This window comes from Pseudomonadota bacterium, assembly GCA_027620075.1.
Lineage (GTDB): Bacteria > Pseudomonadota > Alphaproteobacteria > Rickettsiales > UBA6187 > 1-14-0-20-39-49.
In genome coordinates this window covers 368,618-392,317 of the sequence record JAQCEY010000001.1, presented here as the reverse complement: position 1 = coordinate 392,317, position 23,700 = coordinate 368,618, and the positions used below count along the sequence as shown (strand labels likewise).

The 23,700-nt window shown below is 38.4% G+C and carries 22 protein-coding genes; 12 read left to right on the top strand and 10 right to left on the bottom strand.

The genetic code is table 11. The annotated features are described in order from the left end of the window. From O2942_02040 to O2942_02020, 5 genes are all read right to left on the bottom strand, one after another. On the bottom strand, positions 1–453 hold the full coding sequence (locus O2942_02040) for a DUF2155 domain-containing protein (GenBank protein MDA0781027.1): 453 nt from the start codon (positions 451–453) through the stop codon (positions 1–3). Further along, entirely contained in the window at positions 446–949 is a 504-nt protein-coding gene (gene mlaD / locus O2942_02035; GenBank protein MDA0781026.1) for an outer membrane lipid asymmetry maintenance protein MlaD, read from the bottom strand. Before mlaD ends, O2942_02040 begins: the two co-directional genes overlap by 8 nt. A 21-nt stretch (positions 950–970) precedes the next feature. Further along, on the bottom strand, positions 971–1,315 hold the full coding sequence (locus tag O2942_02030; GenBank protein ID MDA0781025.1) for an NADH:ubiquinone oxidoreductase subunit NDUFA12: 345 nt from the start codon (positions 1,313–1,315) through the stop codon (positions 971–973). 69 nt (positions 1,316–1,384) lie between these two features. Next, positions 1,385–2,962 (bottom strand): phosphoglycerate dehydrogenase, encoded by a 1,578-nt coding sequence (gene serA, locus O2942_02025; GenBank protein ID MDA0781024.1) that lies wholly within the window; start codon positions 2,960–2,962, stop codon positions 1,385–1,387. A 118-nt stretch (positions 2,963–3,080) separates the two neighbouring features. Further along, entirely contained in the window at positions 3,081–4,244 is a 1,164-nt protein-coding gene (locus O2942_02020; GenBank protein ID MDA0781023.1) for a phosphoserine transaminase, read from the bottom strand. A 162-nt stretch (positions 4,245–4,406) separates the two neighbouring features. Here O2942_02020 and O2942_02015 point away from each other — a divergent pair, with 162 nt between their 5' ends. The 8 genes from O2942_02015 to O2942_01980 all read left to right on the top strand — a co-directional run bounded on the left by O2942_02015 (position 4,407) and on the right by O2942_01980 (position 12,992). Then, positions 4,407–4,937, top strand: a complete 531-nt coding sequence (locus O2942_02015; GenBank protein ID MDA0781022.1) for a DNA-3-methyladenine glycosylase — start codon at positions 4,407–4,409, stop codon at positions 4,935–4,937. A 95-nt stretch (positions 4,938–5,032) separates the two neighbouring features. Beyond that, positions 5,033–6,610 carry a sodium:alanine symporter family protein gene (locus O2942_02010; GenBank protein ID MDA0781021.1) on the top strand — a complete coding sequence of 526 codons (1,578 nt, stop codon included), beginning with the start codon at positions 5,033–5,035 and terminating at the stop codon, positions 6,608–6,610. Between the two features lie 247 nt (positions 6,611–6,857). Further along, entirely contained in the window at positions 6,858–8,492 is a 1,635-nt protein-coding gene (gene fliF / locus O2942_02005; GenBank protein ID MDA0781020.1) for a flagellar basal-body MS-ring/collar protein FliF, read from the top strand. Positions 8,493–8,508: 16 nt separating this feature from the next. Then, on the top strand, positions 8,509–9,528 hold the full coding sequence (fliG, locus tag O2942_02000; GenBank protein ID MDA0781019.1) for a flagellar motor switch protein FliG: 1,020 nt from the start codon (positions 8,509–8,511) through the stop codon (positions 9,526–9,528). A gap of 184 nt (positions 9,529–9,712) precedes the next feature. Further along, the gene (locus tag O2942_01995) at positions 9,713–10,453 is read left to right on the top strand and encodes a FliH/SctL family protein (protein ID MDA0781018.1); all 741 of its coding nucleotides are present in this window, start codon (positions 9,713–9,715) and stop codon (positions 10,451–10,453) included. Positions 10,454–10,521: 68 nt separating this feature from the next. After that, positions 10,522–10,833: a flagellar motor switch protein FliN gene (gene fliN, locus O2942_01990; GenBank protein MDA0781017.1), complete on the top strand. Its 312-nt coding sequence runs from the start codon at positions 10,522–10,524 to the stop codon at positions 10,831–10,833. Between the two features lie 18 nt (positions 10,834–10,851). Then, a complete protein-coding gene (locus tag O2942_01985) occupies positions 10,852–11,676 on the top strand; it encodes a MotA/TolQ/ExbB proton channel family protein (GenBank protein MDA0781016.1) in 825 nt (274 codons plus the stop codon). Between the two features lie 26 nt (positions 11,677–11,702). Next, positions 11,703–12,992 carry a sigma-54 dependent transcriptional regulator gene (locus O2942_01980; protein MDA0781015.1) on the top strand — a complete coding sequence of 430 codons (1,290 nt, stop codon included), beginning with the start codon at positions 11,703–11,705 and terminating at the stop codon, positions 12,990–12,992. Positions 12,993–12,994: 2 nt separating this feature from the next. Here O2942_01980 and O2942_01975 read toward each other — a convergent pair whose 3' ends face one another. Both O2942_01975 and O2942_01970 read right to left on the bottom strand, forming a co-directional pair. Then, the gene (locus O2942_01975; GenBank protein ID MDA0781014.1) at positions 12,995–13,891 is read right to left on the bottom strand and encodes a hypothetical protein; all 897 of its coding nucleotides are present in this window, start codon (positions 13,889–13,891) and stop codon (positions 12,995–12,997) included. 101 nt (positions 13,892–13,992) lie between these two features. After that, a complete protein-coding gene (locus tag O2942_01970) occupies positions 13,993–14,358 on the bottom strand; it encodes a DUF1905 domain-containing protein (GenBank protein MDA0781013.1) in 366 nt (121 codons plus the stop codon). A 15-nt stretch (positions 14,359–14,373) separates the two neighbouring features. Between O2942_01970 and O2942_01965 the strand changes: the two genes are divergently transcribed. Both O2942_01965 and O2942_01960 read left to right on the top strand, forming a co-directional pair. Next, positions 14,374–15,282, top strand: a complete 909-nt coding sequence (locus tag O2942_01965; GenBank protein ID MDA0781012.1) for a DUF481 domain-containing protein — start codon at positions 14,374–14,376, stop codon at positions 15,280–15,282. Between the two features lie 120 nt (positions 15,283–15,402). Then, on the top strand, positions 15,403–15,762 hold the full coding sequence (locus O2942_01960) for a CbiX/SirB N-terminal domain-containing protein (GenBank protein ID MDA0781011.1): 360 nt from the start codon (positions 15,403–15,405) through the stop codon (positions 15,760–15,762). Here O2942_01960 and O2942_01955 read toward each other — a convergent pair. Together O2942_01955 and cysS are read right to left on the bottom strand one after the other, a co-directional pair. Further along, entirely contained in the window at positions 15,759–16,262 is a 504-nt protein-coding gene (locus O2942_01955) for an adenine phosphoribosyltransferase (protein MDA0781010.1), read from the bottom strand. The genes O2942_01960 and O2942_01955 overlap by 4 nt on opposite strands. Positions 16,263–16,279: 17 nt before the next feature. Next, complete coding sequence (gene cysS, locus O2942_01950; protein ID MDA0781009.1) at positions 16,280–17,731, bottom strand: cysteine--tRNA ligase; 1,452 nt, start codon at positions 17,729–17,731, stop codon at positions 16,280–16,282. Positions 17,732–17,849: 118 nt separating this feature from the next. Between cysS and O2942_01945 the strand changes: the two genes are divergently transcribed. Further along, the gene (locus tag O2942_01945) at positions 17,850–18,611 is read left to right on the top strand and encodes a hypothetical protein (GenBank protein ID MDA0781008.1); all 762 of its coding nucleotides are present in this window, start codon (positions 17,850–17,852) and stop codon (positions 18,609–18,611) included. A gap of 2 nt (positions 18,612–18,613) precedes the next feature. Here O2942_01945 and O2942_01940 read toward each other — a convergent pair whose 3' ends face one another. Next, positions 18,614–20,812, bottom strand: a complete 2,199-nt coding sequence (locus O2942_01940) for a UvrD-helicase domain-containing protein (protein ID MDA0781007.1) — start codon at positions 20,810–20,812, stop codon at positions 18,614–18,616. A gap of 140 nt (positions 20,813–20,952) precedes the next feature. Here O2942_01940 and O2942_01935 point away from each other — a divergent pair, with 140 nt between their 5' ends. Then, complete coding sequence (locus O2942_01935) at positions 20,953–23,700, top strand: AsmA family protein (protein MDA0781006.1); 2,748 nt, start codon at positions 20,953–20,955, stop codon at positions 23,698–23,700.

The window sequence follows — 23,700 nt, the reverse complement described above, 5'->3', positions numbered from 1 at the left end:
TTAAGATGTCGGCTTTATATCAGTATCAGAAGTGCCGGCTTCATTATCTTTATCCATGCAACCTTTAACAACGATATCATATACCGGGTGTTCAAGTGCTGATAGAGCCGGACTTGATGAAAACATCCAACCGAAGAATATTTCTTTTTTATCTTCTCCGGGAATTTGTTCCCAGATTCTAAGTAAAGCCTTGTTTTCAGGCTCTTCTTCCGGTGGGGCTTTCCAGCATTTTATAAGCTGCACCTCGAGGTTGCCGAAATTCATTTTATTATCTTTTTGAACATCAAATGAAGAAACCCGTGCGGTTATTTTATTTATTCCCTGTAGGGATACGGAATTTGTAAAATCTTTTTCGTGATAAGTTATTTTATTTTCAGAAGTGTTACTATAAGAATTAGCACTTATAGCAGATAAAAAAAACGAATATAAAATAATAGAGATTTTTTTATTCATCTAATAAACCGCCTGTCAAATCATCGTCTTCGCTTGATGAACCTTCTTTATCATCTAAGCTTCCGAAGGCAAATTTTCCTATAAGTTCTTCAAGGCTTACCGAGTCCTGAGTGTATCTTATCTCGCCACCTGAGCTTATATATTCTTCTTCGCCACCCGGTTCAATGGAAATATATTTTCCACCCAGAAGACCATCGCCGATCACTGATGCCGAGCTGTCACGAGGTATTTTTATATCTTGATTAATACCCATTTCCACTACGGCCTTAAAGTTTTTCTGGTCAAGATACTGGTTTGAAATACTGCCTACCTTGATACCGCCGACCCTGACATCACTGCCGATTGAAAGGCTTCCTATCTCACGGAACTTTGCCGTTACGGTATAGCGACCCGAATCAGAAGATATATTACCGCTTTTATATGATATGAAAATAAAAGAGGCTGCTATAATAAGAACTACAGCTCCCATCAATGTTTCAATTACATTTCTGCCCATAGTAAAATACCTATTATTATTTTATTCAGGTTTCCAAGCTTCATAATCGCTTGCTACTTTATTTCGTACCCCACCTTTAGACTCGTGTCCGGCAGGAAAATATGCATTTTTTGTACCTGTTAGGTTTGGTGTATGAGGTTTTTGCCACTTATATTGTTCATCAGGTATATTATCGGTGGTATAATGCAGCCAGCCATGCCAAGACGGAGGAACTTTTGAAGGCTCAGCCATTCCTTTATATAAAACCCACCTTTTTTTCTTACCGCTGTAATCGGTTTTCTTGTCTTCAAAGTACCTATTGCCGAACTCGTCAGTTCCTATCAATTTACCCCGAAGTTTAGTGTGTATTTTAGTTGCTATTGTCATAATTTAATATTTTATATGCAAAGTTTCAGGTTATATTTATAGCTTATAACCTGAAACTTGCAACGTATTTTAGAAACTTAGTAGTTTTGCGTTAATAACGCTGTTTAATTTGCTTATCTTTTCAAGAAGATCGCCTTTTGGTTCCTCATCAATTTCAACCAAAGCTATAGCACTTTTCTCATTAGCACCACGCCCCAGATGGAAGTTGGCAATATTGATATTAGAGTCACCCAAAAGTTTACCCAAGTCACCGATAAGACCCGGTTTGTCCTCATTATTGATGTATAGCATTTTTGAACCTAAGCTTGCCTCAAGTTTAACCTGACCTACTTCAACAATACGGGGTTTAGTGCCGCCGAATAAAGTTCCGGCAACATACTGATTTCCTTTCTCGGTTGTAACCGTTACCTTTATAAGGTTCTGATAGTCACTTTCACGTTCGTGTTTTACTTCGCTGACACTAATTCCTCTGTCCTTTGCTACAATCGGAGCATTTACCATGTTAACCGATTCTGAAACAGGCTTTAAAAGCCCCGTAAGTATAACCGAAGTAATAGGCTTCACATTCATTTTTGCGACAGCACCTTCAAACTCTATCTCTACCTTTTTGATGCCGCTTTGTAGTAGCTGTCCTGAGAAGCTTCCCAGTTGTTCGCCAAGCTGAAGGTATGGTTTTAATTTAGCCGCATCTTCCGATGATACCGAAGTTATGTTAAGTGCGTTGGTAACAGTGCCGTTATTCAGGTAGTCCGAAAGCTGCTCGGCAACCTGTATAGCAACGTTTTCCTGAGCTTCTGAAGTGGAAGCACCAAGGTGAGGGGTGCAGATAATCTGCTCCATACCGAAAAGGACATTTTCCTTTGCAGGTTCCTCTTCAAAAACGTCCAGTGCGGCTCCGGCAACATGCCCTGATTCAATAGCGTCTTTTAAGTCTTTTTCTACTATCAGACCACCACGGGCACAGTTGATTATATAAACGCCTTTTTTAGTTTGTGCCAGATTTTCTTTACCTAAAATCCCCCTTGTGGAATCGTTAAGAGGTGTGTGTAAGGATATGAAATCGCTTCGTTTTAAAAGCTCGTCAAGTTCAACTTTTTCAATGTTAAGCTCTTTAGCACGCTCAGGGGAAAGATAAGGGTCAAAACCGATAACTTTCATTTTTAGCCCTTGAGCCCTGTCCGCTACTATCGAACCGATGTTGCCGCAGCCGATAAGCCCTAGAGTTTTTGAGGCTACTTCAACACCCATAAAACGAGATTTTTCCCATTTGCCTGCGTGCGTAGACTCGTTGGCAACAGGAATCTGGCGTGCAAGCGACATCATCATAGCAATTGCATGTTCGGCAGTAGTGATAGAATTACCGAAAGGGGTATTCATTACTACAACTCCGTTTGCAGTGGCGGCTTTTTGGTCAACATTGTCAACACCGATTCCGGCACGTCCGATAACCTTAAGGTTTTTAGCTGCCTTAATTACTTTTTCTGTAGCAGTTGTTGAAGAACGTATTGCAAGCCCATCATAATCGCCTATTATTTTGCATAGTTCGTCTTCGGATAAGCCTGTTTTTACATCAACTTCAATCTTATTATTCTTGAAAATCTCTGCCGCTTTCGGACTCATTTTATCTGATATTAATACTTTTGGCATTTTAAACTCCTATATAGTTAGTTCGCAGAGTCTAGAGTTTAGAGTCTAGTTAATTTTTTCTGCGGTTTTTGTTTGATTTTGTTTGTTAAAGAATTTTTTAGGCTCTAATCACTATTAATTAAGCAGCCTGTGCTTTGCCTTTAACTTCAGCGTAAGCCCAGTCAAGCCATGGAAGCAAATCTTCCATATCTGCTTTTTCAATCGTAGCTCCTCCCCATATGCGGATTCCGGCAGGTGCGTCACGGTAAGAGCCGATATCATATGCTATGCCTTCATTATCCAGAATAGATACGATTTTTTTCGCACGTGATTCCTGTTCATCGGCAGGCAATGATGTGTAATCAGGGTCAACAATCCTTAGGCAAATTGACGTGTTGGAGGTTATCTCATCGCTTTGGGCTAAAAAATCAACCCAGTCGGTTTTAGCAACCCAGTCTTTTACAACTTTCAGATTTTCGTCGGAACGTTCAATCAGCTTAGGTAGTCCGCCTATTGATTCCGCCCATTTCAAGCCGTCAATCGCATCTTCTACCGCAAGCATTGAAGGTGTGTTGATAGTTTCACCTTTAAAAATGCCGTCAATTAACTTACCGCCTTTTGTAAGGCAGAAAATTTTAGGCATAGGCCATGAAGGTGTGTAGCTTTCAAGTCTTTTTACAGCCCGTGGGGAAAGAACAATCATTCCGTGTGCAGCTTCACCGCCCATAACTTTTTGCCATGACCATGTGGTAACGTCAAGTTTGCTAAAATCAACATCCATTGCGAAAACCGCACTGGTTGCATCACATAAAGTTAATCCTTCCCTGCCGTCATCTATCCAGTCGGTTCCCGGTACTTTTACACCTGACGTAGTGCCGTTATATGTGAACACTACATCACGGGAAAAATCGGCCTTTGATAAATCTGGAAGCTTTCCGTAATCTGCTTCGTATTTATTTACGTCTTGTAATTTTAATTGTTTTACAACATCGGATACCCAGCCTGAGCCAAAGCTTTCCCATGCAAACAGGTCAACGCCACGTTCGCCGAGCAATGACCACATAGCCATTTCAAAAGCACCTGTGTCAGATGCCGGCACTATTCCTATTTTGTAATCCTCCGGTATTGATAATATCGACCTTGTGCGGTCAATTACTTCAGCTAATTTTGCTTTACCGATTTTAGCCCTGTGAGAGCGACCCAGTGCCGCATTTTTTAAAGCCTCTAAATTCCAGCCCGGCCTTTTGGCACAAGGTCCTGACGAGAAACAAGGGTTTCCCGGTTTTAAAGTTGGTTGTGTCATAGAGTATTTTCCTGTCCTAAATTCTATGGTTAATAAATTTTTTCAAACAACGGTTCATAATTATGAACAATCTGACTAGTCTTTTACTGGTTTTTATGTTTATTTGCAAGGTAAATAATTATGTGTCGTATTGTGTATGATTAAATTTTATAACGGAATAAAATGATAAAATTAGAACGCAATTTTTATAACAGACCTACCTTAAATGTTGCGAAGGATTTAATCGGCAAGGTTTTTTTGTTTAATTCTTTTCAGGGTGTTATCACCGAAACTGAAGCTTATGTGGGAAAAGATGACCCTGCTTGCCATGCTGCCAAAGGTATGACCAAGCGTAATGAGGTTATGTTCGGTAAAGCCGGAGTTTCATACGTTTATTTTATCTACGGTATGTATCATTGTTTGAATTTTGTAACCGAAGAAGAAGGGTTCCCTGCCGCAGTGCTGATAAGGGGAATTTATATCCCGCAGGTTGATTATAAAAAAACAAATGGTCCCGGCAAGTTATGCAAAGTTATGAATATAACACGTGAACATAGCGGTGTTGATATAACGGATAATAATAATTTTTATGTGGCAGATAAAGGTTATGACCTGAAATTTGATACGACTACCAGAATCGGAATAAGTCAGGGCAAGGATTTGCCGTGGCGTTTTGTAGTGGGAAAAAACGAACTCAAAAAAATTGCCGGTTGAAATTCGAGAATATAAGGATTAGCCTGTTGTCGGATAAAAAATCGAAAAGATAATTTTGTTATACGAATTTTGTATATAATAATGGAGAAAGATTAATGTATAGAATCTTATCGTTAGTGTTGTTATCACTTGTAATTTTTTCGGGTACTGCTTTTGATGTTCGTGCGGAAGAACAAGTGCAGGAAAATGTAATGCAAATTGTAGAGCAACCCGTCGAAGCTGATGCGATAAAAGAAAAAAGACCTGAAGAATCCTTAGCTTTAATAAGAATTTCAAAGAGTGCGTTAGAGACCGTTGTCGGAGGTATGGCAACGGTATTGTTTTATAAAATTGCGGGATTCCCTGTCCTTGTATTGTGGCTTGTTGCAGGCGGATTGTTTTTTACCCTTAGATTGGGATTTGTAAATATAACAATGTTCCGCCATGCCATAGATGTTGTGCGTGGAAAATATTCTTCAGATAATGACCCCGGTGAAGTTACACATCTTCAGGCATTGACGGCTGCCGTATCGGCGACGGTGGGCTTAGGTAATATCGCAGGTGTTGCCGTTGCGGTTACAGTTGGAGGGCCGGGTGCCGTCATATGGATGATGATAGCAGGGTTTTTCGGAATGTCTGCCAAATTTGCGGAAGTTACCCTCGGTTTAAAATACAGAAAGATTGATGAAAACGGTAAGGTTTCCGGTGGAGCGTTCCACTATTTGACAGAAGGACTGGCGGAAAAGAATTTGCCTATGCTTGGAAAAATATTAGCTGTTATCTTCGCTATTTTTTGTATTGGCGGTTCGCTGGGAGGAGGGAATATGTTCCAATCCAACCAGACCGTTTCAATTATGACCGACTCTTTTGAAACGTTCGGCAACCTTGATTGGGCAATATCACTGGTGCTGGCTGTTAGTGTCGGTTTTGTTCTTATCGGCGGTATTAAAAGAATTGCACAGGTGGCGGAAAAAATAGTACCCGTTATGGCCTTAATATATATGACGGCATCAATAATAGTTATAATAGTAAATTCCGATAAAATCGGTAGTGCCGTGTCATTTATGTTGCAAGATGCATTGAGCGGAATTGCAGTTGGCGGCGGAATATTGGGGGTTATTATTAATGGGTTCAAACGTGCCGCATTCTCAAATGAGGCAGGGCTTGGTTCTGCACCGATAGCTCACTCGGCAGCTAAAACAAAAGAGCCTGTAAGGGCGGGAGTGGTTGCGTTGTTAGAGCCGTTTATCGACACTATGGTTATATGTTTTGTTACCGGTTTGGTAATAACAATAACAGGGGTTTATAAAGATGGCGATGCGGGTAACGGAGTGCTTTTGACCAGTGCTGCATTTTCAACCGTGATCGACTGGTTTCCAAAGGTGCTTGCGGTAGCGGTTGCTTTATTTGCGTTCTCTACAATGATAACATGGAGCTATTATGGTGAGAGGGCTTGGGGGTATTTGTTCGGTTATAAATACCTTTCCGTTTATCACATAATATTCTGTTTCGTTGTGTTTTTGGGTGGTGTTCTGGATAATATTTCACTGGTAGTGGATTTTTCCGACTTGCTGCTTTTATCAATGGCGATACCTAATATTATAGGGCTTTATATATTAAGCGGAATGGTGAAAAAGGAACTTGCCGATTATACTAAAAAGCTAAAAGAAGGTAAGTTCAAGATTTATAAATAATCTAATTAAAGCTATACTTTTTAATCTAATAATTGATACTTTTGATGTGAGTTGAAATTATTTATCGGTTTTTATCCACATGTTTTTAGTGGAAGTTCTTTACAAATTACCATATATTGTTACCATATGATAATAAATTGGCAAGATATGCCAATTTCCGGTTGTTTTATAGCAAGTCTCAGGTAGGGGGCATGATAACCGGAGTGTTTGCCCTATTTCTAGTTTAAGTTTTTAGGTAATTTATCGTATGAGCGATACGGCACAGCTGTTTAAAGATATGGGACCTTCCAAATTAGGTATGATGGGTGTTGTTGCCGTCATTATACTTGGTGCTTTTATATATATGTCGTTCAGGCTTTCTACTCCGGCTGTCGTTCAGTTGTTTAGCGGTCTTGATTCGGGAGATAGTAGCAAGATTGCTGCAAAGCTTGAAGGTATGGGGGTGTATTATGAGGTTCTGTCCGGCGGTTCACAGATTATGGTTCCCCGTGATAAGGTTTTAAGTATCCGTATGAATCTTGCCGAGCAAGGGCTACCTTCGGGGCGTGCCAATGTAGGTTACGAGCTTTTTGATAAGAAAGAGGGAATCGGAGTCTCAAATTTCGTAAATAACGTAAATCTCATAAGGGCTTTAGAGGGGGAGTTAGGCAGAACCATAACTGCGTTCAATCAGGTGCAAAGTGCAAGGGTGCATTTGGTAATACCCAAGCAGGATTTATTTGCGAAAAAAAAATCCGAACCTACCGCCTCAATAATTTTAAGCCTGAGAGGCAATGAGGGGCTGGGGTCATCGGAAATAGCCGCAATAAGCCATCTGGTGGCTACGGCTGTTCCTAATTTAGATGTAAACAAGATAACCATAGTAGATACTAAGGGAAGACCTTTCAAAAAAGGTGCTAGCGGTGCTAACGATGCGGGAATGACCGCTTCAACGAATGAAGAGTTCAGGATTCAATATGAAAACCGCTTGAAAAATGTAATAGAAGATTTGCTATCACGTTCGGTAGGTGTCGGGAAGGTTGAGGCGGAAGTATCTGCCGAAGTTGATTTTGACAGGGAAGTTATAGATTCGGAGATTTATGATCCCGACGGTCAGGTAGCAAGATCCGTTCAGACTATAGAGGAAACGGAGTCTTCATCTGACGGGGTTAACGGTCAGGTAACGGCAGGAAATAATATTCCCGGACAAATTGCCGATACGGGTGCGGCATCTTCTGAAAGTAATGTGGCAAGGGTTAACGAGATAACTAATTATGAAGTTTCAAAGACCATTAAAAAGCAGATAAAGGAAACAGGTGAGGTAAGAAGGCTTTCTATTGCCGTTTTAGTAGACGGTACTTATGAATATGATGAGGAAACCGAAGAATATATATATAGCGAAAGACCTCCCGAAGAGCTGGACAAACTCACAAAACTTGTAAAATCAGCTGTTGGATATGACGAGATCAGAGGTGATAAGGTTGAAGTTATCAATATGAAGTTCTCTACAGAGGTTACAAGTAAAATTAAAGAAGATCCTTTTGCGTGGATAAAGCATGATATAGGAAATATTATACAAACAATAGTTATAGGGCTGGTTCTTACTCTTGTGATATTGCTTGTTGTCAAACCGATGGTAAGGCGTGCGTTTGAAATTACAAAATCCGATACGGTAGAAGAAGAGCTTGAGGCTGCCTTAGCCGGTCAGGACTTGGAAGAACTGGCACAAATAACCGGTCAGCATGAGAAGGTGAGCGAAAGGGAATCGTTAATAGATCTCGATAGTATTGAATCCAAGATGAACAAGACATCATTAGCGGCAATAAATGATCTGGTTGAGCGTCACCCCGAGGAAACCGTGACTATACTAAGAAACTGGATGGAAGCTGATAGTAAAAAATAGTTTATAGAGAAAAATTATGGCAAATATTGATAACTATGCAAAGTTAAGCGGTCTTGAGAAAGCTTCAATTGTTCTTATGTCGGTTAACGAGAGTAATGCCACAAAAATATTTAGCATAATGCATGATGATGAGATAAAGGAAATATCTCATTGTATGTCAGGTTTGGGTACGGTAAGTGCCGATGTGGTTGAGCAGTTGTTCTTTGATTTTTCTAACTCTGTTTCTGAAACGCTGTCATTTGTAGGTAACCTTGATAATACGGAAAAACTCCTTGCGAAGGCTCTTGGAAAAGAGCGAGTTGACGGAATTATGGAAGATATCAGAGGGCCGGCGGGACGTAATACATGGGATAAGTTAGGGAATGTCAGTGAAGAGATACTGGCATCATACCTTAAAACCGAGTATCCGCAAACGGTTGCTCTTATAGTATCTAAGTTAAAACCGGCACATTCTGCAAGAGTTCTTGCTATGCTTCCTGAGGATTTCACTTTTGAGGTAATGCTTAGAATGCTTGAGATGGATAACGTTAAAAAAGAAGTTCTTGATAATGTTGAAAAAGCGTTGCGAGCCGAGTTTATCAGTACGGTTTCTAAAACTCAGAAACTTGATAATGATGAGATGATGGCAGAGATATTTAACAATTTCGATAGGACAAGCGAAGCTAAATTTATGGGAATGTTGGAAGATAACAGCCCCGAGTCAGCGGAGAAAATCAAGAACCTTATGTTTACTTTTGAAGATCTCATTAAAACCGATGCACAGGGAATACAGTCGTTATTACGGGTTGCCGATAAAACCAAGCTTACGATTGCTCTTAAGGGTGCGAGTGAAGAAGTGCGGGATTTATTTGTGAAGAATATGTCGGCTCGTGCTTCTAAGATTATGCTGGACGAGATGGAATCTATGGGACCTGTAAGGCTGCGTGATGTTGATGAAGCCCAAAGCGAGATAATTATTCAGGCGAAGGATTTAATCAATAGCGGTGAAATGAATCTGGCTCAGGGTGAGGGTGATGAAGATGAGCTTGTATATTAAATTAGCTTTTATAATTACGTCATTCCAAACTTGATTTGGAATCCAAGAAAGAAAAATAAGTATGCATAAAATGCATGCATTATTATATTGCTCGGATACTATGGTCAAGCCATAGTATGACGTTACCGATATATGTAATTATAAAGTTAATTTACTAATTTTGGTTATTTATTGTTAAGGAAAAATGGAAGAGTTTAAGTTAAATACATTTAAAAAAGATGTGAAAAATAATATTTCAAATGCCGACAGTAATTTTCAGTCGGGTTTTGATAAGGTTTTCGGTTCTTTTTCCGGCGGTACTCCTGCGGTTGCAAATAAGCCCAAGCAACCTGATAATCAAAGGTCGGAAGCCAATAATACCGTTCACAATATCCCGAGTACCGTTGTAAAGGACGAGCCTAAAATTACTGAAGCCGAGGTGACCGCAAGTCATAAGAAGGGCTATGAAGAAGGATATTCCAAAGGATACAAAGATGCTAAAACGGCTGCTGATGATATAAATAATCAAATAAATGAAACGGTTAAGAATATTGACCTGAAGCTTAAGGATATATTGGAAGTAAGAAAATTCGAAGACTTGAAGAAGTCCGAAGATGTTATTGATCTTGCACTTAAAGTTGCCCGTAAGGTTTCCGACAACTCCATATCGGATAACGCTTGCCGGTTAGTAGAAAATGTAATCGTAAAAAGTTTTGAAATTCTGTTTGACGAACCGAGGCTGTTAATATGCGTCAATAGCAAGATACTGGCGGATATGAAGAAAAAAATAGACAACCTTGTTAAGTCCGAAGGGTTTAGTGCTAATGTTGAAGTTGTGGCAAGTGATAATATAGGGGTAGGTGATTGCAAGATACAATGGCAAGGCGGCGGTTTGATAACCGACCGTGAAGCAGTATGGAAAGACATTGAGGCAATGTTGCAATAGTATTTTACAATAAGTTATAAAAATACTATTGTTTATATACTTTTAGTTAATATTTTTTAGAGAGTGTTATGTCAGATGAAGAATTAAAGGATAGTCCCGAAGGCGAAGGTGTTGCGGTAGCCGATGCGTCAGATGATGTTGATATAGATTCGATATCGGATATACCTGTTGAAATATCGGCGGTTCTGGGTAGTTGCACTATGGCTGTAAGCCAGCTTTTAAAGTTAGGGAGGGGTGCTGTTGTAACTCTCAATAGAAAAGTCGGTGAGCCGATTGAAATATTCGTGAATAACCGCCTTGTTGCAAAAGGTGAGGTGGTTATTGTTGAAAATAAGATAGGTGTTACCATGACGGAAATCATAAGGTCGGAAAAAGATTAGATAATCGGGTTATTACAAATGCAACGATCCATAAAACACAAGCTTGTTGATGCTTCCACGATTGTCGGGATATTGGTCGCTTTCTCGCTGGTAAGCACTGCAATATATATCGGCGGTAATCCTGAAGGGTTTTTCGATGTACGATCGGTGCTTATCGTTATTTTAGGAACGTTCTTTGTGACTATGGCGTGTTTTTCGTTTCCTGAAATAATACAGGCACAGCTTGCTATGATACGTACGATATTCTATCCGAGTGAGGACGTGTCAAAAGCCGCTATGAATGCTGTTGAGATAGCCGAGATATCGCGTGTTAAAGGCTCGCTTGAACTGGATAGCTACTCACATCTTACAAGGCATAATCCGTTCTTAAAAGACGGGGTAAATATGATAGTGGATCATATCAATATTTCTGAGATTGAAGGCGTTATGAATAATGAGGTTGAAGCACTTGCATACAGACACGCAAAAAGTGTTGCCGTATTAAGGAAGGCTGCCGAGGTATCGCCTGCTATGGGATTGATAGGTACTTTGATAGGACTGGTGCAGATGTTAGGCAACCTTGAAGATACGTCAACTATAGGCCCTTCAATGGCGGTTGCACTTTTGACCACTTTTTACGGCGCGATAATATCATATATGTTTTTCTCGCCTATAGCCTCTAAGCTGGAGAGGAATACAAAAGACGAACTGCTTATAGCTAAAATATATATCCATGCGGTAAAATCTATCGCAAACAGGGAAAGCCCCAGAAAGCTTGAACTATTCTTAAATAGTATTATACCTCCTACCAAGCGTATTAATTATTTTTCTTCCCGCCGTAATATGTCGAGTAAGACAGGATAAAAAATTTAAAAAAATGAAAGTAAGTTATGAGGTTATTAATATTAAGCAGACATAATACTCAAGTGTCTGCCGCATCAAAAATAGCAAAGGATAAAGGAGCTAGTGTTTCTCAGGTAAATGATGTTGAAACGGCTCTGGATTTTGTAAGGAACGGCAAAGGAGCCGATCTGGTAATGGTAGATGTTAGCATGGACATCGCAGGGTTCATAGCCTCCCTTGCAGCGGAAAGAATTACAATTCCCGTTATAGCGTGCGGACTTACCAATGATAGCAAAGCTGCCGTTGCAGCAATTAAGGCGGGTGCTAAGGAGTATATACCGTTACCTCCCGACGAAGAATTGATATCATCGGTTCTTGAGGCAATTTCAAGTGATAAGACCGACTTTATCGGAGAGTCACAGGCTATAAAACAAGTGATTAACATGTGTGACAAAGTTGCAGCTTCCGATGCTAGTGTTTTGATAACGGGGGAATCGGGTACGGGTAAGGAAGTTGTCGCTAAATATATTCATAATAAAAGTAAGAGAAGCGGCAAAAGAATGGTATCGGTTAATTGTGCCGCAATCCCTGAGAATCTATTGGAGTCCGAATTATTCGGTCATGAAAAAGGTGCTTTTACAGGTGCCTTAGCCAGAAGAATAGGGAAGTTTGAGGAGGCAAACGATTCGACGCTTCTTCTTGACGAGATAAGTGAAATGGATTTGCGTCTTCAGGCGAAATTATTGCGTGCGTTGCAAGAACGTGAGATTGATAGGGTAGGGGGCAATCAGCCCGTTAAGGTAAATATCAGGGTTCTTGCGACCAGTAACAGGGATTTGACCGAAGAGATAAAAAAAGGAAATTTTAGGGAAGATTTGTTCTTCAGGCTTAATGTAATTCGTCTGCAATTGCCACCATTAAAAAGCAGGGGGGTGGATATAGGGATATTTGCCGATTATTTTGTAAAAAAATATTGCGAGGAGAACGGATATCCTAAAAAAGCAATAACAGACTCCGCAATGAAAAAACTTAATTCATATGCATGGCCGGGGAATGTGCGTGAAATGGAAAATACTATACACAGGGCAGTGCTTATTTCTTCGCATAAGGTGATTGAGGAAAGCGATATTATGCTCGGTGACGGTTCGGGAAATGATAATAATGCAGCGTCCGGCTCGGTAAATAATCTGGTAGGCAAAACAATAGGGGCGGTTGAAAAAGACCTGATATTAAATACGCTTGACCATTGTTTGGGAAACCGTACACAGGCGGCAAGTATTTTGGGCATTTCTATCCGGACATTAAGAAATAAACTTAATGAATATGAAGCTGCTTAATATTATTGTATTATGCAACACCCTCTTTTGTTATCACTATCATGGTCGATTCTATGTGTTAAGATGACATCTTTTTCATCTTTGAAGTGTTTTTTTACAAATTTTTCCACCTCTGATTCTGACTTTAAGTCCTCTAAATCAATTTTAGATTGCTTACTTTGGTTTGGGAATATTTCTATATAAAGCTTCTTAAGACCTCCATTTTTCAGTACATTTCTTAGATTGCTATATTCATCATTAGTCATTGTATATTTTTGGATTGTTGAGTTGCTCATTTGTACGCAAGTATCTTCAATAGGCTCAGTTATCCTAGATGTCAATTTATCGCAATCAGTTTCGATGGAACCTATGCATCCTAAAGAATCTGTAATGCAGGATTGGTACCGGTCGTCAGTGCTTACCTTCCTGTCTAAAGAATTGTTATCGGAATTAGAGGAGGAGTCATTATCTAAAAGCGAAGGGTATTGTTCTACTTGGAAAGGATTGTTTTCCGGTATTTTATCAATATTCTTACGGACATAATATGATAATATTGATAACGCCACCGGTTTTAGAAAAGGTGCAGCTTTGCCGGCTATTTCTGATGTAACAATTTTATGTACCGTACTTTGTTCGTCAAAGCCTGATTGTTCCAAAATAAAAGGTATTGCGTCCTGATAAAATTTTTTTTCCTGACCATTATTAAAGAATTTAGCTATGTTATTAACAATCCCAATACTATCATTTGTCTTTTGTAATTTTTTAGTACTTTCGTTACTAACATTAAAGCTTTGTAGTGTTGAGGTTACATTTTTAGTGAGTTTATGTAATTTGTTACTTGCATTTTCTACATTACCAGACAGATTCTTGAGTGTCTTGCTTGCCATCGTAATTTGATCCTTGGTTAATTCTTTATTCATAATTCTAGCATCTATATTGTTACATATTTACAGTGTAACATAAAGGTATCGCTTGTGCAATTTTTGATTAATTATAGTGTGGCATAATGGATTTGCGGCTTCTATATCACTTTGATAATTAAGTTTATTTCATCATCAATTTTTAAATCTTCTTTTTTCCTAATCTCGGCTTTTACAGGCAGTAGGTAAGTGCCGGATTTTTTATCAGGAAAAATAGAAGTTTTCCATGTGATGTTGCCGATGGTTACTTTTACAGGGATAGAACCCCAGCCTGCCGTTAGTCCGTCACTTAGGAACTTTATTTCAGCAGATTGTTCCTCCGGTACTGTGAAAAAATGCCAAGAAGATTTTACGCCTTTATAAAGCCATAATCTTGATTTGAAATTATATGTTTGTCCCGATAGCATTTTATCTTGTAATAATAAATTATATTGGTTAGTAATATGCAAAATTCTTAAAATAGTCATTAGGTTTTTTATATTATGAAACGTTTATTACTTACGGTTTTTGTTTTACTTTCTTCGCCAAGTCTATCATTTGCAGGTATATTTGATGGCTTTCCTTCTGAAATAAAAGGTGCGTTAAAAGATGCGTATGCTACGAAGAATAATTACGTAATTGAAGCGGTAATAAAATATACAAAAGACCGCTATCCTACGTATGAAGACAAGATACAAAGCTACATGACCTCATTAAAAAGCGATGAGGTAAAAGAAAAAGCTAAGGTTGCAAATGCCGATGATAAAAAAGAGAAGAAAGTTTCAGGTAATGTTGATGTGGGATTGCAAGTAGCTAACGGCAATACCAAAAAACAGGATTTGAACGGCTCTGCTAAAATAAATTACAAAGGTGATGGTTGGTCAAATACTTTGAGCCTCTCAGCAAGAGGTAGCGAAGAGGGGAATGTTAGAACTAATGAAGAATATAATATTAATAACCAAACAAAATATGATATTACTGAAAGGTCATATTCATTTTTGGAGCTTGAATACGTAAATGACAGGTTCAGTGGTTATAATTACCGTATATCTGAGCTTTTGGGTATGGGATATAAATTTTATGATACCGATAATTTTAAGCTTTCCGGCGAATCAAGCATGGGCGGAAGGCAAGGTGAGCTGTCTGATGGCTCAACCGAAAGGTCGATGCTAGGAAAGTTAGGGGCTAAAGCTGAGTGGAAGATAACTAAAGATATTACATTAAATCAGGATATTAACTCATCATTTAGTTCTGATGCCGTTATCACTACATGGGATACCAATATTAAGAAAAGCCTGACTGATAATTTATACTTAAAGTTTAATTATAATCTGCAGCATACAGATGATGTTCCGGTTGGAGTGCAGCACACCGATAGCTTTACGTCAGTCGGTGTAGGGTATGAGTTTTAGTTTTAGTTTTAGTTTTAGTTTTAGTTTTAGTTAAAATTAAAATTAAAATTAAAATTAAAATTAAAATTAAAATATTATTGGTTTGTTAGATCTATATAGCCTAATTTTTATTGGATTCCAATGAAGTACCTTTTATTAGTAGCACATGGCAGCAGACGGGAGGAGTCCAACGATGAAGTTAGGCAGCTTGCCAAAAAGCTAAATGATATGCAGCATGGGTTTGATGAAGTGGGTGCGGCATTTTTGGAACTTGCCGAGCCTCTTATACCTGACGGTATAATCAGAGCCATTGATAAAGGGGCTACGGAAGTTGTTGTTATGCCTTATTTTTTATCGGCGGGAAGGCATGTTGTTTTAGATGTTCCGGCAGATGTGGAGTCAGTGAAGGCAAAATATCCGCACATCAAAATCACACTAGCACCGTATCTTGGTTCGTCACCGAAATTGCTTGATGTTATTCTTGATATGGTGGATGGTTAATATTCAATTACACTTCGGACGTTTATATCGTTCCACCGGAAGTCATTGAGTTCGGTAAGGTTTATAAGAACTGCAATACCTACCACATTGTGGTTTGTTTGCTCACATAGTTTTACGGCAGCCGTTAATGTTCCGCCTGTTGCAAGAACATCATCAACAATTAATATATTGCCTCCGCCTTTTTGCATCTCAAGGGCATCATTACCGTATTCTAGACCGTAATTGATTTTAGAATGAACGTTAGGTAGTTTGCCTGATTTGCGAATCTTGACCATTCCTTTGTTGTTCTTATATGCAAGACCTGATGCAAAAATAAAGCCTCTTGATTCTATTCCTGCAATTACATCAATATTATTCCATTCGTCGGCGGTGAACAGGTCGCTTAATTCATCAACTGTTCGGGTATATTTATCTCTGAGCAAGGGTGAGATATCACGAAATAGTATACCTTGTTTGGGAAAGTCAGGTACTGAGTTAATATATTGCTTTAAGTTGCTCATTTTTTATACTTTATACTTTATATAATTGTTTTTTTGTTCCACTCTGTAGTGCCATCTGGATTGTCTTTCAGTACAATGCCTTTGCTAGAAAGTTCATCACGAATACGATCGGATTCTGCCCAGTCCTTTTGCTCTCTAGCTACTTTCCTTTTCTCTATCAAGTCGTTTATTTCAGAGTCGGAAATTTCATATAGTGCCTGCTTTTCATCATGAATATGATTACTTCCATATGGAGACGTGTAATCAATTTCAGTACCTCCAATAAAGCCGATATATTCAAGAGTTTTGTGAGATGAATTATTTAATTTATTAGCGTACTTTTCATCAGGTAGTATATCAATAAATTTAGCACATGCTTTAAGTTTTGACGCTTCCCCTTCGTTTGAATATTTATGCATTATTGCTAATGCTTTAGGTGTATTTAAATCTTCTTTTAGTGCTTCAATAAATTCATTAGGGACTTTTAAGTCTTCTCCGTTATGTTTTTTTAGGACACTGAAAAATCTATTCAATGATGTATATGCGTCATATAAAGCTTTCTTATTCCAATCCAGCGGCTTTCTATAATGTGTAGCTAGCAGGGCGTAACGAATTGCTATACCATCTACGCCTTTTTCTAATAAATCATTTACAGTTATAAAATTGCCTAGGCTCTTACTCATCTTTTCGCCTTCAACGCTTAAAAAGCCGTTATGAACCCAATATTTCGCAAATTCACTACCCGGATACGCACAGCAGCTTTGGGCTATCTCATTTTCGTGATGGGGGAATTGTAGGTCTGCACCTCCACCGTGAATATCAAATGTTTCGCCTAAATATTTTGTACTCATTACCGAGCATTCAATATGCCAGCCGGGGCGACCTCGTCCCCATGGGCTATCCCAGCCCGGTTCATCTGTTTTAGACGGTTTCCATAACACAAAATCAGCAGGGTCTTTTTTATATGGCGCTATCTCCACCCTTGCACCGGCTACCATTTCCTCACGGCTACGTCGTGATAAGTGACCGTAATGCGGGTCGCTTTGTACGCTGAACAATATATGTCCGTCAGCTTCATATGCATTGCCGTTATTTATAAGAATATTACACATCTCTATCATTTGAGGTATATGTTCGGTAGCTCTAGGTTCAATGTTCGGTGCAATACAATTAAGTGCTGCCATGTCATCATGGAACATTTTCGTTGTCCGGACGGTAAGTTCCGAAATATCAATGCCACGCTCTTTAGATGCGGCATTTATCTTGTCGTCAACATCAGTTATATTACGGGCGTAAGTAACATGCTCTTTTCCGTATTCGTTCATAAGAACCCTGTATAAAGCGTCAAAAACCACTACAGCCCTTGCGTTACCTATATGCGCTCTGTCATAAACCGTAGGACCGCATACATACATGCGTACGTTTTTCTTGTCTATCGGTTTGAAATCGGTTTTCTTCTTGGTGAGGGTGTTGTGTAGTTTTATGGTCATAGCTTGGTTCATTATTGGTTTTTTATTAATATACACAACGCTCTTTGTTTGTCATCAATTTAACAATTGACCGATTTAATTAAACGGTGTACAATAAATTGACTAAGGGAGCTTTATTATGAAAAACAATACATATAAAAGAGTTGTAATTTTATCTGTTGCACTATTTTTTTGTTCAGGTTTTTTTAATATATTTAGCTCGGGTTGGATAAAACATATTCCACAGGAGTTAAAACCGACAAAAGTAATATATGAAGTTGATGGAACGCATTTTTTCGGTCCCGGTGGGATTAATGATGCTTTTATAGTTTATAAATTGTCTGATGAAGTTGTTGATAAGATTCAAAAAGAAGGTTTGTTATATCTTGAGAACATGTCTTCTACTAAAGATTATAAAAAACTACACGATAATTATGAAAATAACCGAAAAAATGAAAAAATGACCTCCAAAGAAGAAAGAAAATTGCGTTTTGCTTATTGGGATAATGTTAGAGGGCTGTTTAAAGACTGGCGTGCATCTCCTGTGACTGAAGCTGATGATATGTGGAATAAGACTAGGTATAGGCACTATAGAAAAGAAATAAAAGGTATGTCGCCTGAGGAAGCTTGGGCAAAATATAAAAAAAGGGTTAGTGATACAAATTGTGTAGATGTATCGGTTTGTAGTTTTTACGGTGATTTTAAATCCGTACCATATTATTTTAAGGAAAAAAATAAGAGTCTAGAGGATATCAATTTTATTGATGAGATTAGTTCGGATTATATAAAACTAATTGATAAAATTATAATGTCCTCCGGTAGTTATTACGGTTACGGAGAATATGGGGCATTAGTAATCTCTCCTGAGCATAAAAAAATGTTTTTGCTCTATAGGCATTGATTTTAATTAGCAGTAACATACCTATCAATAACCTTCTTGATTCCCATGCCTTCGAAGGCTATTTCAAGCTGGTCGCCATTGACGTTTAAAACTATGCCGTTACCGAATTTAGGGTGAGATACTTTTTTCCCGACGCTAAAGCCTTCGGGACTGGTTTTGGCTGTGCCTGTGCTTGTTTTTTTTGCAGGTGCGTAAGGTGAAGGTTTCGGAGAGTAAGACGCTCCGTCTTCAAAATTAGACGAAGGGGCAGGGAAGTTAAAGCCGTTATTAAGGTTTATCTTCTCAATATTTTCCTGTGGCAGCTCTTCAATAAAACGTGAAGGTATGCTGCTTTGATATTGTCCGTAAATTCTTCTATTTGCAGCCGATAATATATATAGGTTCTTTCTGGCTCTTGTAATTCCTACGTAAGCTAGTCTACGTTCTTCTTCTAAGCCGCTTTTTGCTTTATCGTCAATAGCACGTTGATGCGGGAAGGTTCCTTCCTCCCAACCGGGTAAGAATACCGTGTCAAATTCCAGTCCTTTAGCCGCATGAAGGGTCATTATGCTTACCATATTATCATGGTTCAGATTATCTATATCCGATACAAGGCTTACATGTTCAAGAAATTCTTCAATAGATTCAAATTCTTCTAAAGCACGTAAAAGCTCTTTTATATTATCAAGCCGCCCCTGTGCTTCAAGGCTTGCGTCCTGTTTCCACATTGATATATAGCCGGACTCTTTAGCTATAACTTCCGCAAACTCGGCAACGGTCATTTCTTTTGCTAAATTTCCCCATCTGACAAAGTCATTTGTCAAGTCAGATAGTGTTTTGGAAATTTTCGGTTTAAAGCTATCCTCAGACAACATAAGTTTGATAGATTCAAACATTGAAATTCCATAAAGACGAGAGGTTTCATATATGGATTGCAAGGTACTAGAGCCTATCCCCCTTTTGGGAATGTTTATAACTCGCTCTAGTGCAAGGCTGTCATCAGGCTGGGCTGTAACTCTTATATAAGATATCAAATCCTTTATTTCCATGCGTTCGTAGAAACGCAAACCGCCTATTACCTTATAGGGTATGCCTCTGTTCATGAAGCATTCTTCAAATGCCCTCGTCTGAAAACCTGCCCTTACCAAAATAGCCATTTGATTTAAACCGTGGCGTTTTATCTGCTGCAATGCCTCTATTTCCTCAGCCACCTGCTTTGCCTCTTCCTTATCGTCCCATGTCAGAAGCAGTTTTATAGGCTCGCCCTCATTATCCTGCGTCCATAAAGTTTTGCCGAGCCTGTCGGAATTTTTGGAGATAAGGTGAGATGCGGCAGACAATATATGCGATGTAGAGCGGTAATTCCTCTCCAGCCTTACAACTTTTGCACCTGCAAAATCCCTTTCAAAGCGTAATATATTACCGACTTCAGCACCACGCCAGCCATATATGGACTGGTCGTCATCGCCTACACAGCATATGTTTTTATTCTTCTGTGCCAGAAGTCTTAGCCATAAATATTGCCCTATATTCGTATCCTGATATTCGTCCACCAGTATATACTTAAACTGTCTTTGGTAATCGGCTAAAATATCAGGATTTTCATTGAAAATAGTAACGTTATGCAGGAGTAAGTCACCAAAATCGGCAGCGTTCAATCCTCTAAGGCGGGATTGATAATCTTTGTAAATTTCTAGGGATTTTCCGCCTGCAAAATCTATTATGTCATTTGCCGTTACTTTATCCGGTGTCAGTCCACGGTCTTTCCAGCTATTTATTATATGCATCTGCTGTTTTGGGTCCCAGCGTTTTTCATCTATTTTATGGTCGGCGAAAATTTGTTTAATCAAGCGTAACTGGTCGCTTGTATCTATGATAGTGAAGTTTGATTTTAGCCCTACTGCCTCCGCATGGCGGCGTAGAATCTTTGCACCGATTGAATGAAATGTCCCGAGCCATAACCCTTCCGACCGCTCTCCTACTAATGATAAAATCCTGTTAGACATCTCTTTTGCGGCTTTATTTGTAAAAGTAACGGCAAGAATCCGGCTAGGGAAGGTTCCGTTCATTAAAATATTTGCGATACGGTATGTCAGGACTTTTGTCTTTCCCGTACCTGCACCTGCCAGCACCAGTAAAGGACCGTCTATTTGTGTAACAGCCTCAAATTGCTCTTCGTTCAGGTCTTTAGATAATGTATCGGACGTATCTTGTTTATTCATAATTTTCAAGTTCTGCACGTTAATTTTCTCAATAAAATTTGTGATTGTTCATATTGTATTAATCATCTTTATATATTACTATAGTTAATTAGGTAAATTTTTTGTAAGTTTAAAGATTTGGAGTTACCGTGCAACGTCTAATGATGTACATATTTCTTGTTGCAATGATTATCACATCGCTGCTTGTAGCAGCTCCGTTGTTTATAGATAATGATAAATATCAGGAAAAATTATTAGTATATATAGAAAAGTCACTGGGGGTAAGACCTAAAATAAAAGGTTCTTTCGAAGTAACTTTTTTTCCCGTTCCAACTGTTACTGCCAAACAGTTATATATTGAAAATGCCAAAGAGGCATCAAATAATTATATAATACAAATAGAGTCTATAGTCAGTAAGATATATTTTACCGATATTCTTGCCGGAAATTTTAAGGTGCGTGATATTCAATTCATACGACCTGTGTTTGAATTTGAAAACTTGGGTGTTGAACAAAATAATGAAACAGGTGCAACAATAAATAAAAATAACTGGTCATTTTTGATAGACGGCTTTAAGAATCGTACGGTATCCGATTCCGAAAAGTTTCCGGACAGGGTTTCTATTACAAATGCCACATTCTCGTATAGTAAAGATTTAAATAAGAAATCTATAGATTATTTTAACGTAGAAATTACGGCGGACTCGTTTAAAGGGCCTTTTAGTCTAAAAGGAGGTTTTTTAAGTAGCAACAATACGGTTACGTTTGAAGGGGGGGTGGATTCTTTTACGGAAGGAGCCAAAGTAGGTCTTCTTATAAAAACAGATGCCGCACAAGTTAACTTAGACGGGGTGTTCAAAGACGGTGATGTTCCGAGGATGGAAGGCGGTATTAACCTTTCATCAAATAACATCGGTCACATTATGGGGGTGTTTTTTCAAAATAAATCACATTTTACAAAAATAACCTCAAAAGAGGAATTAAAAGTATCGGGTCGGTTTGTTTTTTCAAAAGATACCTTTGAAATACAAGATGTTTTGATAGATTCGGATAGTATCAAGGGAACCATGAATATGGGTGTGGATTTTAATATAGAGGATAAATCAAAGAGCGTCAACTGGAGAGTTCTGGCAGATATAGATAAAATCGATATAGATAACCTGTTTAAACAGAAAAAATCAGAACAGGCTCAAGATGATTTGTCAATAGACTATTATGCATACTCGGTGAATACCGCCAGTCTTGCCGATTTTAAGTTTGATATCCCGCAAAGTCTTACTTTATCAATGGATGTTACCGTCGATGATATAATATATAACCAGAAAATAAGTAACGTAAGAGCTGTTATGGATATAGTTAACGGTCATGCGGAGGTTAACAGTCTTTCTGCAGATCTGCCCGGTAATTCCAGAGCCGTATTGAGGGGGAAGATAAAACATAACGGCACAAGGCCGTTGTTTGAAGGTGAGTTAGAATTCGGAGGAAGCAACTTTAGAGATTTTATGAACTGGATAGATGATTATTACAGTTTTGTTCCTGAAGACCTTATGAAAGAATTTTTATTTACGGCTAAGCTTAGGGTTACTCCGCAGCATATTGACGTTACGGATTTGTCATTTTCTTTCGATCAATCTTTGTTCAGTGGCGGGATCTCTTTAAGACCTTTAAAAACCATACCTATAATAAGTGCGTCAATTAATATTGATAGGATGGATCTGGACAAATATAATATTGATAAAAAGATATTTGAAGAAATAGGCGGGTTCGTAGATGGTGCTGATGAGGTTCTTTTGGAAAGAACGTGGCTTGCTAAATTACAAAACAGATTAAATATTACTATTGACGCTAAAGATATTGTTTTTAACGACCACTATATAACCAACTTTTCAACTGCCGGCATAATAACCAGAAATAATTTTAATTTACAGCGGTTCTTTATTGATTCGGAGGTGGCAAAGCTTAAGTTAAATATGTATGCCGATATAGAATCAAGAGATACCCCGGAAATAAAATTTAATTTTCTGGCAAAAGATCTGGATACAAAGTTATTTATCCCGAAAGAAATTTACAATAGTGAGAAAAAATATACATGGTCAAATAAACCTATTAACTTCTTGGGGCTTGCCAATCTTTATGGTGAATATAAAATAGCTATAAATAATCTCAAGCATAAGAATCTGGAGATGTCAAATGTCAATATTGAGGCAAAAAGTATCAATAAAATGCGACCGGAAGTCTTGACATTTGATAAGTTCCAGTTTGATATTTACCAAGGGAGAGGAACAATTCAAGGTCAAATGGGGGTGAGTATTAAAGCTCCTACGGTTGCAGTGAACGTTTTCTTGGAAGGAGTCGAGCTTAATCCTTTGTTAAAGGTTTTTAAAGAGGATATTGAAACTACCGGACAATTATTTTTTAGGGCTTCATTTTCCTCGAAAGGTTATAGTTTTGCCGAATGGATTAAGGAGTTGAGCGTTAGGGACGGAACAGATGCCAAACTTAGTTTACAACAAGTTAAGTTCAAAGGATTTGATTTGGACGCTATAATTAACGGAGCTAAGAGATTATTCTCGTTCATAGATATGCAGAAAGTTATTGAAAAAGCATTAGTGTCAGGTGAAACAACATTCGATTGGATGGAAGGGGATCTGCTGTTTAAAAACGGAATATTGGGAGTGAAAGATTTTAAGTATAGCAGTGATAATGCAAAGGGCGAAATAGATGCTAATATAAGTCTTTTTAGCTTTGATACCAAGGCAAGGACAAATATATATTTCCAGCCCGATCGGAAAAAGGTTGTTGTATTGCCTATCGAGATGAAAGGCAATATTTTGGAGCTTTATAAGGATAAGCAAATCGATACAAGGGATATTGAAATATATATAACCGATAAAGCGACTACCAGATAA

Coding starts and splice junctions, on each gene's coding strand:
- fliF (MDA0781020.1), top strand. CDS start 6,858: ATGAGCGATACGGCACAGCTGTTTAAAGATATGGGACCTTCCAAATTA.
- O2942_01945 (MDA0781008.1), top strand. CDS start 17,850: ATGAAAAACAATACATATAAAAGAGTTGTAATTTTATCTGTTGCACTA.
- O2942_01940 (MDA0781007.1), bottom strand. CDS start 20,812: ATGAATAAACAAGATACGTCCGATACATTATCTAAAGACCTGAACGAA.
- O2942_02010 (MDA0781021.1), top strand. CDS start 5,033: ATGTATAGAATCTTATCGTTAGTGTTGTTATCACTTGTAATTTTTTCG.
- O2942_01975 (MDA0781014.1), bottom strand. CDS start 13,891: ATGAATAAAGAATTAACCAAGGATCAAATTACGATGGCAAGCAAGACA.
- O2942_02030 (MDA0781025.1), bottom strand. CDS start 1,315: ATGACAATAGCAACTAAAATACACACTAAACTTCGGGGTAAATTGATA.
- O2942_02015 (MDA0781022.1), top strand. CDS start 4,407: ATGATAAAATTAGAACGCAATTTTTATAACAGACCTACCTTAAATGTT.
- O2942_02020 (MDA0781023.1), bottom strand. CDS start 4,244: ATGACACAACCAACTTTAAAACCGGGAAACCCTTGTTTCTCGTCAGGA.
- O2942_01960 (MDA0781011.1), top strand. CDS start 15,403: ATGAAGTACCTTTTATTAGTAGCACATGGCAGCAGACGGGAGGAGTCC.
- O2942_01965 (MDA0781012.1), top strand. CDS start 14,374: ATGAAACGTTTATTACTTACGGTTTTTGTTTTACTTTCTTCGCCAAGT.
- fliG (MDA0781019.1), top strand. CDS start 8,509: ATGGCAAATATTGATAACTATGCAAAGTTAAGCGGTCTTGAGAAAGCT.
- O2942_02040 (MDA0781027.1), bottom strand. CDS start 453: ATGAATAAAAAAATCTCTATTATTTTATATTCGTTTTTTTTATCTGCT.
- O2942_01935 (MDA0781006.1), top strand. CDS start 20,953: ATGATGTACATATTTCTTGTTGCAATGATTATCACATCGCTGCTTGTA.
- O2942_01955 (MDA0781010.1), bottom strand. CDS start 16,262: ATGAGCAACTTAAAGCAATATATTAACTCAGTACCTGACTTTCCCAAA.
- mlaD (MDA0781026.1), bottom strand. CDS start 949: ATGGGCAGAAATGTAATTGAAACATTGATGGGAGCTGTAGTTCTTATT.
- serA (MDA0781024.1), bottom strand. CDS start 2,962: ATGCCAAAAGTATTAATATCAGATAAAATGAGTCCGAAAGCGGCAGAG.
- O2942_01970 (MDA0781013.1), bottom strand. CDS start 14,358: ATGACTATTTTAAGAATTTTGCATATTACTAACCAATATAATTTATTA.
- O2942_01980 (MDA0781015.1), top strand. CDS start 11,703: ATGAGGTTATTAATATTAAGCAGACATAATACTCAAGTGTCTGCCGCA.
- O2942_01985 (MDA0781016.1), top strand. CDS start 10,852: ATGCAACGATCCATAAAACACAAGCTTGTTGATGCTTCCACGATTGTC.
- cysS (MDA0781009.1), bottom strand. CDS start 17,731: ATGACCATAAAACTACACAACACCCTCACCAAGAAGAAAACCGATTTC.
- O2942_01995 (MDA0781018.1), top strand. CDS start 9,713: ATGGAAGAGTTTAAGTTAAATACATTTAAAAAAGATGTGAAAAATAAT.
- fliN (MDA0781017.1), top strand. CDS start 10,522: ATGTCAGATGAAGAATTAAAGGATAGTCCCGAAGGCGAAGGTGTTGCG.